The organism is Pseudomonas sp. GW822-FHT02E03 (assembly GCF_058802325.1).
Map to the genome: position 1 here is coordinate 1 of NZ_JBXAOA010000080.1, position 11,972 is coordinate 11,972.

Annotated in this window: 12 protein-coding genes; 4 read left to right on the plus strand and 8 right to left on the minus strand. The window is 58.2% G+C overall.

The window, feature by feature from the left end:
• The first annotated feature begins 281 nt into the window (after positions 1–281).
• Both AC1RQB_RS27710 and AC1RQB_RS27715 read left to right on the plus strand, forming a co-directional pair.
• Positions 282–971 carry an energy-coupling factor ABC transporter permease gene (locus AC1RQB_RS27710; protein WP_063342497.1) on the plus strand — a complete coding sequence of 230 codons (690 nt, stop codon included), beginning with the start codon at positions 282–284 and terminating at the stop codon, positions 969–971.
• Between the two features lie 63 nt (positions 972–1,034).
• Positions 1,035–1,250 (plus strand): hypothetical protein, encoded by a 216-nt coding sequence (locus tag AC1RQB_RS27715; protein ID WP_007938959.1) that lies wholly within the window; start codon positions 1,035–1,037, stop codon positions 1,248–1,250.
• 9 nt (positions 1,251–1,259) lie between these two features.
• On the opposite strand, the gene yacG is transcribed toward AC1RQB_RS27715, so the two are convergent.
• The 5 genes from yacG to pilB are packed head-to-tail and all read right to left on the minus strand — an operon-like array spanning position 1,260 to position 5,871.
• On the minus strand, positions 1,260–1,460 hold the full coding sequence (gene yacG / locus AC1RQB_RS27720) for a DNA gyrase inhibitor YacG (protein WP_008015124.1): 201 nt from the start codon (positions 1,458–1,460) through the stop codon (positions 1,260–1,262).
• Positions 1,457–2,080: a dephospho-CoA kinase gene (gene coaE, locus AC1RQB_RS27725; protein WP_008015123.1), complete on the minus strand. Its 624-nt coding sequence runs from the start codon at positions 2,078–2,080 to the stop codon at positions 1,457–1,459. Before coaE ends, yacG begins: the two co-directional genes overlap by 4 nt.
• A complete protein-coding gene (locus AC1RQB_RS27730) occupies positions 2,077–2,949 on the minus strand; it encodes a prepilin peptidase (RefSeq protein ID WP_008068471.1) in 873 nt (290 codons plus the stop codon). The genes coaE and AC1RQB_RS27730 overlap by 4 nt, the downstream gene beginning before the upstream one ends.
• A gap of 1 nt (position 2,950) precedes the next feature.
• Positions 2,951–4,168 (minus strand): type II secretion system F family protein, encoded by a 1,218-nt coding sequence (locus AC1RQB_RS27735; RefSeq protein ID WP_063342498.1) that lies wholly within the window; start codon positions 4,166–4,168, stop codon positions 2,951–2,953.
• A 2-nt stretch (positions 4,169–4,170) separates the two neighbouring features.
• Complete coding sequence (pilB, locus tag AC1RQB_RS27740) at positions 4,171–5,871, minus strand: type IV-A pilus assembly ATPase PilB (RefSeq protein WP_063342499.1); 1,701 nt, start codon at positions 5,869–5,871, stop codon at positions 4,171–4,173.
• A 226-nt stretch (positions 5,872–6,097) separates the two neighbouring features.
• On the opposite strand from pilB, the gene AC1RQB_RS27745 reads away from it, so the two are divergent.
• Positions 6,098–6,520 (plus strand): pilin, encoded by a 423-nt coding sequence (locus tag AC1RQB_RS27745; protein WP_063342500.1) that lies wholly within the window; start codon positions 6,098–6,100, stop codon positions 6,518–6,520.
• Positions 6,521–6,837: 317 nt separating this feature from the next.
• Positions 6,838–7,194: a BON domain-containing protein gene (locus AC1RQB_RS27750; RefSeq protein ID WP_008068488.1), complete on the plus strand. Its 357-nt coding sequence runs from the start codon at positions 6,838–6,840 to the stop codon at positions 7,192–7,194.
• Positions 7,195–7,398: 204 nt separating this feature from the next.
• Here the strand turns inward: AC1RQB_RS27750 and AC1RQB_RS27755 are convergent, their stop codons facing one another.
• The 3 genes from AC1RQB_RS27755 to AC1RQB_RS27765 form a co-directional block, all read right to left on the minus strand.
• The gene (locus AC1RQB_RS27755; RefSeq protein ID WP_063342501.1) at positions 7,399–7,695 is read right to left on the minus strand and encodes a DUF2845 domain-containing protein; all 297 of its coding nucleotides are present in this window, start codon (positions 7,693–7,695) and stop codon (positions 7,399–7,401) included.
• On the minus strand, positions 7,695–10,685 hold the full coding sequence (locus AC1RQB_RS27760; protein WP_063342502.1) for a DUF748 domain-containing protein: 2,991 nt from the start codon (positions 10,683–10,685) through the stop codon (positions 7,695–7,697). The genes AC1RQB_RS27755 and AC1RQB_RS27760 overlap by 1 nt, the downstream gene beginning before the upstream one ends.
• A gap of 61 nt (positions 10,686–10,746) precedes the next feature.
• A complete protein-coding gene (locus AC1RQB_RS27765; RefSeq protein ID WP_063342503.1) occupies positions 10,747–11,763 on the minus strand; it encodes a class I SAM-dependent rRNA methyltransferase in 1,017 nt (338 codons plus the stop codon).
• Positions 11,764–11,972: the final 209 nt, after the last annotated feature.

The following is an 11,972-nucleotide window of genomic DNA, read 5'->3' on the forward strand; positions in this document are numbered from 1 at the left end:
CGATCGCGGCGGGCCCACGGAGCAGGACCGGAGCGAGGGCATGCCGAGCCTGGGCGAGGCACCGAACGAAAGGGGCAAAAGCGCTTTGGTTACTTTCGCGCTCTTCGAAAGTGACCCGACGTAAGGGCGGAACCATAGGTAGCCGTTACCGCAAAAACGGATATGTACCCCAATTCTCTCACCACAATTGTGTGTGCCGACCTGAAGTCGAAGGGCATACGAAGGGCGGTGTAGACTAAGGCCCTGTTCTCTTTCGGCAAGACAAGGGAGTGTGCCCAGCCATGATTGGTGCCGAGTTACTGTCCTCCGAAACCCTGACGGTGGGGTGGTTGATCTACGTACCGGTGCTGATCTGGGCCATTGCGCGATCACCCTGGGTCGAACTGTTCAGCGATAGCCGCCGCCAGCATCTATTGTTCGGCACGGTGTTCGCGCTGTTCATGCTCTGGCTGGTGCGACGGGACTTCGACACCGGCGTGTCCTATCACTTCATCGGCATGACGGCGGTGACGTTACTGCTGGATTGGCCGTTGGCGATTGTCGGCGGACTGGTGGCGCAAACGGGATTGGTGCTGCTCGGACGGCAGGACATGGCGGCCATGGGGGTCAACGGCGCGCTGCTGATTCTGCTGCCGGTGCTGGTCACCGAGTGCTGCGCCATCCTGGTGGAGCGCGCGCAGCCGCGTAATCCCTTTGTGTATATCTTCTGTTCCGGTTTTTTTGCCGCTGCGTTGTCGGCCCTGTTGTGCCTGACTCTGGCGCTCACGCTGCTGTGGTATGACGAACGTTTCGCCATGCCGTACTGGCTGACAGATTTTGTCGGCTACCTGTGGCTACTGATTTTCCCGGAAGCGTTTATCAACGGCATGGTGGTCAGTGCATTGGTGGTGTTCTGCCCCGAATGGCTGGAGACGTTCAATCGCACCCGCTACCTTTCGGCGCCCTGGAAAGACGACGATCCCAAATCTTGATCCACATCAAATCCAAAAAACGTTGCCGAATCCATGCTCTGGAAAACCTTCAGGAGCAATGGCATGAGTGTGTATGAGTGGGCCCGGCAGGAGTTGCGTCAGAGTCTGGATGTGGCGCAAGAGGTGGGCTTCGATCCGGGATTGAGCCTGCGCGCCTTGCTCAGTGCGGTAGTGCAGCAGAGCAAGGCGGTACGCAATATAGAAGACCTGGCCGATGAGTTGCGGTTTCTCGCCGAGAACCTCGACGAGGGCCAGGACTATGGCTTTATGCGGCCCTGAGGGGCGGGATCAGTGGCGCGGGTCGAAGTCGCCGCTGAACATCTCGTCCTCGGCATCGGGAGGTACCGGGATCTTGTGTTCTTCCGACGCCCAGGCGCCCAGGTCGATCAGTTTGCAACGGTCCGAACAGAATGGCCGGAACTTGCTCTCGGGGCTCCATTCGACAGGGGCACCGCAGGTTGGGCAATCGACGGTTGGGGTTTGGCTCATGACTGGCCTCCACGCAAAGTAAGGTAAAAGTGATGCAGGCGTTCGACCTCGCTGTGCAGCCAGGCGAGGTCGCGGTCGTTGACCACCACATCGTCGGCATGGTTCACGCGGTCCTGTCGGCTGGACTGTGCCTTGAGGATCGCCTGGACCTGCTGTTCGCTGGTCTGGTCACGCTGCAGGGTGCGCTCGATCTGTAACTGTTCCGGGGCATCGATCACCAGGACCCGTTGGGTCATGGCGTACTGCCCGGACTCGATCAGCAGCGGCGAAACCAGAATCGCGTAAGACGATTGTGCCTTGGCCAGATGGTGGACGATTTCTTCGGCGATCAGCGGATGCAGCAGTGCTTCGAGCCAGCGGCGTTCATCCGGCACTTCGAAGATCAGCTTGCGCAGCGCCGCGCGATCCAGTTGGCCGTCGGCTTGCAGCACGCCGGGGCCAAAGTGCTCGGCGATCTTCGCCAGTGCCGGGCGACCGGGTTCTACCACCCAGCGAGCCGCATGATCGGCGTCCACCACGTGCACGCCCAGATCAATGAAGTGCTGGGCGGCCGCGCTTTTGCCGCTGCCGATGCCGCCGGTCAGGCCGAGAATCCAGGGTTTTTCCACAGGGGTATTCATTTCAAACCGACAAACTGCCAATAGAAGCCGGTTATTTGACCACCCCAGAGCAAGGCAATCCAGCCGGCAATGGCCAGATAGGGGCCAAAGGGCAGCGGCGTCGAGGTTTTTGCGTCCCGCAGGCGCAGCAAAATCACCCCGATGATGGCGCCCAGCAGCGATGACAGCAGGATGGTCAGCGGCAGGATCTGCCAGCCGCCCCAGGCGCCGAGCATCGCCAAGAGCTTGAAGTCACCGTAGCCGATGCCGTCCTTGCCGGTGATCAGCTTGAATAGCCAGAACACCGTCCACAGCGCCATGTAGCCGGCCACCGCGCCCCAGAGCGCGTCATGCAGTGACACGAAGAGTCCGAAACTGTTGACGATCAATCCCAGCCATATCAACGGCAGCACCAGCACGTCCGGCAACAACTGGTGCTCGGCGTCGATCAGGCTCATCGCCAACAGGCCCCAGCTCAGGACCAGCACCATGCAGGCCTGCCAGCCGAAACCGAAATGCCAGGCGACGAACGCTGACAGCACGCCGCAGGCCAGTTCGGTCAGCGGGTAACGTTTGCTGATCGGCGTCGCGCAGTTCGAGCATCGCCCGCGTAAAAACAGATAACTGAGCACGGGAATGTTTTCCCACGCTCGAATCCGATGGCCACAGTCGGGGCACTCGGAGTGAGGCAATATCAGGTTGTAAGCCGGGCCGGGGGCTTCGGGTGGCAAATCCAGGACGTCATGGGCTTGCAAGCGCCATTCACGCTCAAGCATTTTCGGCAGGCGCCAGACCACCACGTTGAGGAAACTGCCGATCAGCAAACCGATCACCCATGCGGTGATCACGAAGGCCAGCGAGTTGTGACTCAGAAATTCGTTCAAGGACATATCAGATCGCTGAGCCAAGTTGGAAGATGGGCAGGTACATTGCAACCACCAGGCCGCCGACGATAACCCCCAGTACTACCATGATGAAAGGCTCCATCAGACTGGTCAGGTTATCGACCATGTTATCCACCTCGTCCTCATAGAAGCTCGCGACCTTGTCGAGCATGTCATCCAGTGCGCCAGACTCTTCGCCAATGGCCGTCATCTGGATCGCCATGTTCGGAAATATACCGGAGGTGCGCATCGCAAAATTCAGCTGCATGCCGGTGGAAACATCCTGCCTTATGCGTAATACCGCTCGCTTGAACACGATGTTGCCGGTTGCGCCTGCCACTGAATCCAGGGCTTCGACCAGTGGCACCCCGGCGGCGAACGTCGTCGACAAGGTGCGGGCGTAACGGGCCACGGCGGACTTGTACATCAGCGCGCCAACCAACGGCAGTTTCAGCAGCCAGGTGTCCATCCGGTCCCGAAAGCCCGGGGACTTTTTAAAGGCATGGCGGACGCCGAAAATCAGCGCACCCAACATGCCGAGCATCATCCACCACCAGGCCTGCATGAATTCCGACAAGCCGATGACCATCACGGTGAAGGCCGGCAGCTCGGCGCCGAACCCCGAGAACACCGACTCGAACTGCGGCACAACCTTGACCAGCAGAATCCCGGTCACAATGATCGCGACGAACACCACCGCTAGGGGGTAGGTCATGGCTTTCTTGATCTTGGCCTTGAGGCTTTCGCTCTTTTCCTTGTAGGTCGCCACCCGTTCCAGCAGGGTATCCAGAGCACCGGCCTGCTCGCCGGCATCCACCAGGTTGCAGTACAGCTCATCGAAATACTGGGGCTTTTTGCGCAGGGCCGCGGCGAAGCTGTTACCGGCCGCGACTTCCTGTTTTACCTCGTCCACCAGTTTGCGCATGTTCGGGTTATCGAAGCCCTCGCCGATAATGTCGAACGATTGCAGCAACGGTACGCCGGCTTTCATCATGGTCGCCATTTGCCGGGTAAACAGGGCGATGTCCAGGGCCTTGATGCGTTTGCCGGCACTGAAAATAGACGCGGTTTTTTTCCGCACCTTGCCCGGGTTGATGCCTTGCTTGCGTAACTGGGCCTTGATCAGCGCGGGATTCTGGCCGGTCAATTCGCCGGTCATTTTTGTGCCTTTTTTGTCTGTGCCTTCCCAGGCATATACGCTGATTTTCGCTGCTTTGACCGCCATGTTCAGTCCTTGGTGACCCGGTTGATTTCTTCAAGGCTGGTGATGCCTTGCATGGCCTTGAGCAGGCCCGAAGTACGCAGGTCGTTGAAGCCGTCCTTACGCATCTGGATGTCGATTTCCAGTGAATTGCCTTCGGCCATGATCAGCCGTTGCAGTTCTGGGGTGTTCTTTACCACTTCATAAATCCCTACCCGACCCTTGTAACCGCTGTTGCACTGATCGCAACCGACGGGTTCATAGATCGTGAATGAGCCGATGCGTTCCTCGGGAAAGCCTTCCTTGAGCAATGCCTCGCGGGGAATTTCGATGGGTTTTTTGCAATGACTGCACAATTTGCGCGCCAGGCGCTGGGCGATGATCAGGCTGACCGAGGTCGCGATGTTGAACCCCTGAATTCCCATGTTGTGCAGGCGGGTCAGGGTTTGCGCGGCGCTGTTGGTGTGCAGGGTGGAAAGCACCATGTGCCCGGTCTGGGCGGCCTTGATGGCGATTTCAGCGGTTTCGAGGTCGCGGATTTCACCGACCATGATCACGTCCGGGTCCTGACGCAGAAACGAGCGCAGCGCCTGGGCGAAATCCAGTCCCTGCCTGGGATTGACGTTGACCTGGTTGATGCCTTCGATGTTGATTTCTACCGGGTCTTCGGCAGTGGAAATATTGATGTCGACGGTGTTGAGGATGTTCAGCCCGGTATAGAGCGACACGGTCTTGCCCGAGCCGGTGGGGCCGGTCACCAGGATCATTCCCTGTGGCTGCTTGAGCGCGGCCATGTACAGGTCTTTCTGGTCGGGCTCGTAGCCGAGGGCATCGATGCCCATTTGGGCACTGGACGGGTCGAGGATCCGTATTACCACTTTCTCGCCCCACAAGGTCGGCAGTGTGTTGACCCGGAAGTCGATGGACTTGCTTTTGGACAGGCGCATCTTGATTCGCCCGTCCTGAGGTTTGCGCCGCTCGGAGATGTCGAGACTGGCCATGACCTTCAGCCGCGAGGCAATGCGGTTGGCCAGTTGCGTCGGCGGCCTGGCGACCTCCCGCAGCATGCCATCGGTGCGCATGCGCACGCGGTAGATTTTTTCATAGGGCTCGAAATGCAGGTCGGAAGAACCGCTCTTGATCGCGTCGAGCAACATCTTGTGGACGAAGCGCACCACGGGGGCATCATCGGCATCTTGCCCTCCGAGGGCGTCCTGTTTCTGCTCATCGACCGACTCGATGTCCACCCCGTCGAGGTCGACATCGGCCATGTCTTCCAGGCCGGTGGAGTGGTTGTCGAAGAATTTTTCGATGGCGTCGCTGAGCTTGTCTTCCTCCACCAGAATGGCTTCGGTGCTCAGCCCGGTGCTGAACTGGATGTCGTTGATGGCCTGGTGACTGGTCGGATCGGAAATCCCCACGAACAGCTTGTTACCACGCCGCCAGAGGGGCAGGGCGTGGTGCTGGCGGATCAGCTTCTCACTGACCAGCCCTCGGGGTTGAGTGTCCTTGTCCAGGCAGTTGAGGTCCAGCAGGGCCATGCCGAAATGCTCCGAGGCCACCTCGGCGACCTGCCAGCTTTTCAGCAGTTTGTTTTGCACCAGATAGCTGACCAGCGAAATTCGATTGCGTTGGGCTTGTTGATACGCCTGTTGCGCACTTTGGTCAGTGATCAGTTCGGCCAGTACCAATTGCTTGGCCAGACCGCTAAGGGCGATGTCATTCATTGGGATACCGGACGCAGACAGTGAATGACTTATAGCCTAGTCAAGCAGTGGAACCAAACCAGCCGGGGTGAGGTGACAAAAAGTGTCAGATAGTGCTGATCCTTGGAGTAGGAAAGGTCTTTGCCGCGATCTCGCGCCCAGCAGGCAGGGGCGCGCGCGACTTGGCATGACCTGTGCTGTGCCTTGTTCAGATCATGAGATTTCGACTCATGCATGGAGCCTGTCTATGAAAAATCAAAAAGGTTTTACTCTGATCGAGCTGCTGATCGTGGTGGCGATCATCGGGATTCTGGCGACGTTTGCGTTGCCGCAATATTCGAAGTACCAGGCGCGGGCGAAGGTAACTGCTGCTCTTGCAGAAATATCGGCACTGAAAGTGCCTTTCGAAGACATTATCAACCAAGGTACTAATCCGACCCTCGCTCTGATCGGCGGTACGGCGACCACAGGTAATTGCACAATTACAGCATCGGGTACCGCCGCTGACGGCGCAGGTACTATCGGTTGCACGATCCTCAATGCTCCAGGACCGGTACTCAGCAAAACCATTACGCTAACACGCACACTCGCTGGTGGTTGGACGTGCGCCACCACGGCTGAACAGGAATATGCTCCTAAAGGCTGCACGGGTGTTGCCGCTGCTAGCTGATCCATCGTCATCCTGCCAATGCCCCGCGTTTCACGACGCGGGGCATTTTTTTGCTCGTCATTTGTGGGCCAATTCAATAATCAAGAAAATCCCCCGACAATTCATGGCCTTAGGCCTGCGTTAAAACCCGCAAGTTGCATGTAGATAATTTCGCAGTCATGCAATTTGCATGATTCCGAAAATTACCTTTGTTGTTAACTAGTTGATTTATAAGAATTTATTTTTTATCGAACAGTTGGCACAGCGTTCGCACTCTCTCCTGTAACCCTGCTGACAAGACACGCAGCAGACTTTCCAGAAATACAGGAGTTACTCGTATGAAGAAGTTCGCTATCGCTGCCGCTACTGCTACCGCGCTGACCCTGACCATGGCCAACGCTGCATTTGCACAGACCACCCAAGCGACTCAGGCACCCATGATGCTGGCCGCCGGTGAAGTCACTGAAGCGAAAGAGGATGTTTCCGATACCTGGATCACAACCAAAGTCAAAGCAGACCTGCTCACCGAAAAAGGCATCCCAGGCACCGACATCAAAGTCGAAACCAACAAAGGCGTTGTTTCCCTGTCTTCCATGACCGTTCTGACAGATGCTCAGAAAACAACCGCCGTGGCTATCGCCAAGAAAATCAAAGGCGTCAAAGCGGTGTCCGCTGACGGCCTGAAATCCGAGTAAGACAAGGCTTCTCGCCTGGACCGGGAGAAGGTGCGGTAGACGGGCCGAGTCATACGTCTGCCGCTACTTGAGCGTTCATGCGAAGGCCACAAGGACGTGGCCATTACAGGCCCCGGCATTCGTGTCGGGGCTTGTTCTATTGCGGACTACGCAAAACAACTGTGGGAGCGGGCTTGCTCGCTCCCACATTGGTTTATGGTGGATTCAATTACCACGCTTGCTGGTGATCTGAACCAACCGGTTGCCTTCAAAGCGCAGGTACTGGTACATCCCGCTGTTGGGCCCGTAGGTCCATTCCTCGACCTGAAATTCTTCCCGTCGATTGGCGCTGCGCTTGTAGCCCAGCAAGTCGCGGGCAACGGGCTCTCCGCATTTTTGCAGCACTTCGCTGGACCTGTCCCCGACGCTGATCAATTGACTGCCGCAACGCAAGGTATCAGCCGCCGTTGCCTGGCCGGCAGCCAGCAACAGAGCCAGGCTCAGAAGCCAATGTGCGCCCATCATTCGGCATCCAGATGCATGGGCGTGATAACGCGGCCATCGCTTTCTGCCTCGCCGAGGCTGGCGTCGATGAAGTACACGCGGTCATCGGCCAATTGCCCCTTGTCCACCAGATAATCCTTGATGCTGCTGGCCCGTTCTTGCCCCAGTTGACGCAACAGCACCTCGCTGGAACTCCAGAACGCGATCACGCCTTCCCGCATTTTTTTGCTGCGTTCTTCCTTGCCCAGATCCTTCCATTCGGCGGGCGGCTGGGTCTTGAGGCGTGTGCGGTAGATCCCTTCAAGCAGCGGGCCTTTCTCGTTGTCCGGTACGTCCAGCAACGAGGCTTGGGCCGGTACTTTGTCACCGCGACGCTGGAGCATTTTGTAGTAGTTGTACTGGTACTCCCGCTCCAGGCGTTGCTCGGCAATCAGCGGGCCATCGCTGCTCTTGGCCGCGGTGCCTTCGATTTCCAGGCGCAGGGCCGGACGCTCCTTGAGCGCTTGGGACAGTTTGACCAGCGCCGCTTCGGCGTCTTTGCTCAAGTCACTGGAACCCGGTGCAAATGCCACGCTGCCCAAGTCTTCCGAACCACCGCCGCTGACCAGCCCGCCAATCATTTTGAATGGCGCTGCGGCGGCTTTCACGATCAGGTTGCGCAGGGTCTGCCAGATAATAGGCATGACACTGAACTGAGGGTTGTTCAGGTCGCCGCTCACCGGCAGTTCGATGGAAATCTTGCCGTCGACATCCTTGAGCAAGGCAATCGCCAGTTTCAGTGGCAGGCTCACCGCGTCCGGGCTGTCGACCTTTTCACCCAGTTGCAACTGCTCGACCACCACTTTGTTTTCGGCCAGGAGCTGGCCGTTGGTGATCTTGTAATGCAGGTCGAGATTGAGCCGGCCCTTGCGGATACGGTAACCGGCGAACTTGCCGGAGTAGGGCGTCAAAGTGGTCAATTCCACCCGTTTGAAACTGGTGGCGATGTCCAGGCTGGCCATCGGGTCGAACGGATTGACCGAACCCTTGATGGTCACCGGTGCATAGCGGTCGACCTTGCCCTTGATGTCGACGCTGGCCGGTTTTGCCTGTCGGCTGTCGATGGTGCCAATCTTCCCGTTGAGCTGTTGAATGGCTGTGGCGAAGTTCGGGGTCAGGCTGAAGTCGGCGAAGTTTGCCGAACCGTCATTGATGGCAATGCCGCCAATGTGGATGCCCAGCGGTTTTTCTTTTCCGGCTGCCGGTTTGGTCGCAGCGGTAGTTGTGGCGCCGGAGTCGGCCGGTTGCGGGATCAACAGGTCATCGACGTTGGTGGTGCGATCATCGTTGATCATGAAGCGTGCATAAGGCTGGAACAAGTTGACCTTGTCGATCGACAGGCTGTCGCCATGCTGATAGTTCAGGCCTTCGAGCACCAACTGTTGCCACTTGAGGAAGTCGCGGGTTTTCAGAGTGTCGAGGGTATGCAGTTGATCGACCTGGGCTTTGCCTGTGACGCTGAACGCCAGCGGTTCGGTGCTTTTCAGGTCGACCGCCAGATCACTGCCCAGCATGCCGCTGCGCAGTTCGAGACGAATGAACGGGTTGATGTAGGACTGGGCGACGCGCAGGTCGATGTCCTTCGTCTGCACGTTCAGTTTGGCGCTGATCGGGGCCAGATTGACCACGCCGTCCGCGGTGATCTTGCCTTGCTTGCCCACGCCGGAGTCGAGCTTGAGGTTGAAAGGTGAGCCATTGAGACTGTCGAAATTTTGCAGGTCCAGGTTCAGGGGGCCCAACTCCAGCGCCACCGCCGGTTGTGCCTTGCGGTCGGCCAGATGTACCTGATAGTCACGTAGCTGCACGTCTTTGAGCAGCACCTGCCAAGGCTTGCTCGGCGCGGTCGGTTCAGGCTTCGGCGAATCGGCTACTGCCGGCGCGCTGGCTGGTTCGGCATTGGCTTTGTTGGCCGCTTTGGATGGCTGACTGGCGAACAGTTTTTGCCAGTCGAGTTGCCCGTCGGCTTCGAGGGCGGCCCAGGTTTCCAGTTTTTTGCTGCGAATCTTGCCGACCACCACTTGCTGTTTGGCCAGGTCTACGGTGGTTTCGCTGATGTCCAGCCGCTCGAGCTTCGCCAGCGGTCGACCGTCCGGCGTCTTGATGGCGAAAGGCGCGACACTGACGGCAACGTTACTTAGCAGCAGTTCGGTTTCCTTGGCCAGGTTGAGTTTGTAGTCGGTGCTGAGGCTGATGACGCCATCTTCGAGTGCAAGTGGCACAGCATCGCGCACATAGGGCCAGAAGGATTTCATCTTGCCGTCGGTGATTTTCAGCTTACCTTCGGAGGCCATCGGGATCAGGCTGAAATTACCGGTCCAGTCGATCTGTCCACCTGCCGGGCCAACGGCCACCAACGTCATGTCGGCGCTGTCTTCGGGCAGGGTGCTGAGGTTTTTCAGTTCGAAGTCGAGTTTGTCGTAGAGGAATTCGATGGGTTCGCTGGGCCGTGTATCCTCGAAATGCAAGGAGCCACCGGCCAGTTTGATTCGCTCCACGCGCAGCGGGAATGGTTTGGCGTCCGGATCGACGGGGGTCGGTTCGCTGGCGGGGATTTTGAACAGCCCGAGCAGGTTGAGCTTGCCGTCCTTACTGAAGAGGATTTCGGTCTTGGGTTTGTCCAGTTCGATATCGGACAGGTGCAATGCCTTGGTCCAAAGACTGTCGATCTGCAGGTTGGCGTACAGACGTTCGAAGCCCACTTGCTCCTTGCCCGGCTCGCCGATGACCAAGCCCCAAAGGGTGACTTCAAGGCTGAACGGGTTGAGTTCGATTCGCTGAATCGTCGCGGGTGTCGTGGCGTAGTTGGCCAATTGTTGATTGGCAATCCGCAACGCGATGCCCGGTAAAATCAGAAACCCCAGCAGGCTATAAAGAGCCAAGGCAGTCAACAAGGCGCCGATAGCGCGAATCAATCCTTTGGGCATGTGCGGCTTCATCTGTCGGAATCGGAGTGCCTTGGAGTATGGCATGCGTTTGCGGTTCCGAAGCAACCAGGCTTTATAGGATTTATCTGATTATCGGTGCGAATTTTCAGAGCTGCAGAATCAGCGTTTTCAGTGGCGGCTGCTGATCCATCGATGGGAAATCGCTGCCCGGTGTCAGCGCTGTCCACTCACGCACCGGGCGCCCGGCCTTCTCTGCGCAGCGCAAAACCTGCTCGCGCCAATCGTCCATGCTGACCTTCGCCAGGTTGTTGCAGCAGATCAGTACGCCATCGTCGGCGGTGGTCAGCAGCGCCGGTTTGAGCAGGCTCTGGTAGTCGCGCAACAGGTCGACCGTGCCGAAAGCACTCTTGGCCCAGGCCGGAGGATCAAGCAGTACCAAATCGTACTGACGCGGGTCCAGACGTTGATAGCTCGGCAGTTTCTGCCCGCGACGCTGGCTGATCGGCAGACCGGCCAATTGACGAATCGCCGGGAAATAATCGGACTGGATGAACTCCATCGTCGGCAATTGCGGGTTGAGCAAGCCGTTCTCACGACCGACCGCCAGATTGCCTTCGGCAAAGTCCAGGTTACACACCTCGCTCGCACCACCCGCCGCGGCGCTGAGGCCGACGCCACAGGTGTAGGCAAACAGGTTCAGCACACTTTTGTTTTTGCTGTGCGCCTTGACCCAGCCGCGAGCGTTTCGCAGATCGAGAAACAGCAACGGGTCCTGGCCAGCGTGGCGCCCGCGAACCCGGTAGTTCAGTCCCCATTCGTGGCCGATCAAATCTTGCAGGGCGGCTTCGTCGGCGCGGTAGACGGTGTCTTCGCGGTCGATGCGCGAGTTACCACGAGAACGGTCGTTGTAGACCAGCAGGGTGTCGAGGCCCAACTGCTGATTGACGATCTCGTGCAGTTGCAGCAGAGCGTCACGCTCCAGCGCCTGATGAAAACTCTGCACCAACAGTTGCGGGCCGTAGCGGTCGATGGTCAGGCCGCCGGCGCCTTCCTGGCTGCCGTGGAACAGGCGATAGCAATCGGTGCCTTGCTGATGCAGTTCGGCAAGCAAATCCTGGCGACGATCAAGGGCGGCGCACAGCGCCTGATTCAAGGAAGACATGCTGGGCGCCTTGCAGGAGGGAATTGGGGCGCGGGAGTTTAACAGCTTGGACGATGAAGAACCTGTACCTGTAGGAGCGAGGCTTGCCCGCGAAAGCGGTGTGTCAGGCGACATTGATGTTGATTGTCCCGCCGTCTTCGCGGGCAAGCCTCGCTCCTACATCTATGGTTACCCCCTTTTCTGCAATACTGTTCTTGATGCGTGTTTGG

Coding starts and splice junctions, on each gene's coding strand:
- AC1RQB_RS27715 (WP_007938959.1), top strand. CDS start 1,035: ATGAGTGTGTATGAGTGGGCCCGGCAGGAGTTGCGTCAGAGTCTGGAT.
- AC1RQB_RS27755 (WP_063342501.1), bottom strand. CDS start 7,695: ATGGGCGCACATTGGCTTCTGAGCCTGGCTCTGTTGCTGGCTGCCGGC.
- AC1RQB_RS27760 (WP_063342502.1), bottom strand. CDS start 10,685: ATGCCATACTCCAAGGCACTCCGATTCCGACAGATGAAGCCGCACATG.
- pilB (WP_063342499.1), bottom strand. CDS start 5,871: ATGAATGACATCGCCCTTAGCGGTCTGGCCAAGCAATTGGTACTGGCC.
- coaE (WP_008015123.1), bottom strand. CDS start 2,080: ATGAATACCCCTGTGGAAAAACCCTGGATTCTCGGCCTGACCGGCGGC.
- AC1RQB_RS27730 (WP_008068471.1), bottom strand. CDS start 2,949: ATGTCCTTGAACGAATTTCTGAGTCACAACTCGCTGGCCTTCGTGATC.
- AC1RQB_RS27750 (WP_008068488.1), top strand. CDS start 6,838: ATGAAGAAGTTCGCTATCGCTGCCGCTACTGCTACCGCGCTGACCCTG.
- yacG (WP_008015124.1), bottom strand. CDS start 1,460: ATGAGCCAAACCCCAACCGTCGATTGCCCAACCTGCGGTGCCCCTGTC.
- AC1RQB_RS27735 (WP_063342498.1), bottom strand. CDS start 4,168: ATGGCGGTCAAAGCAGCGAAAATCAGCGTATATGCCTGGGAAGGCACA.
- AC1RQB_RS27710 (WP_063342497.1), top strand. CDS start 282: ATGATTGGTGCCGAGTTACTGTCCTCCGAAACCCTGACGGTGGGGTGG.
- AC1RQB_RS27765 (WP_063342503.1), bottom strand. CDS start 11,763: ATGTCTTCCTTGAATCAGGCGCTGTGCGCCGCCCTTGATCGTCGCCAG.
- AC1RQB_RS27745 (WP_063342500.1), top strand. CDS start 6,098: ATGAAAAATCAAAAAGGTTTTACTCTGATCGAGCTGCTGATCGTGGTG.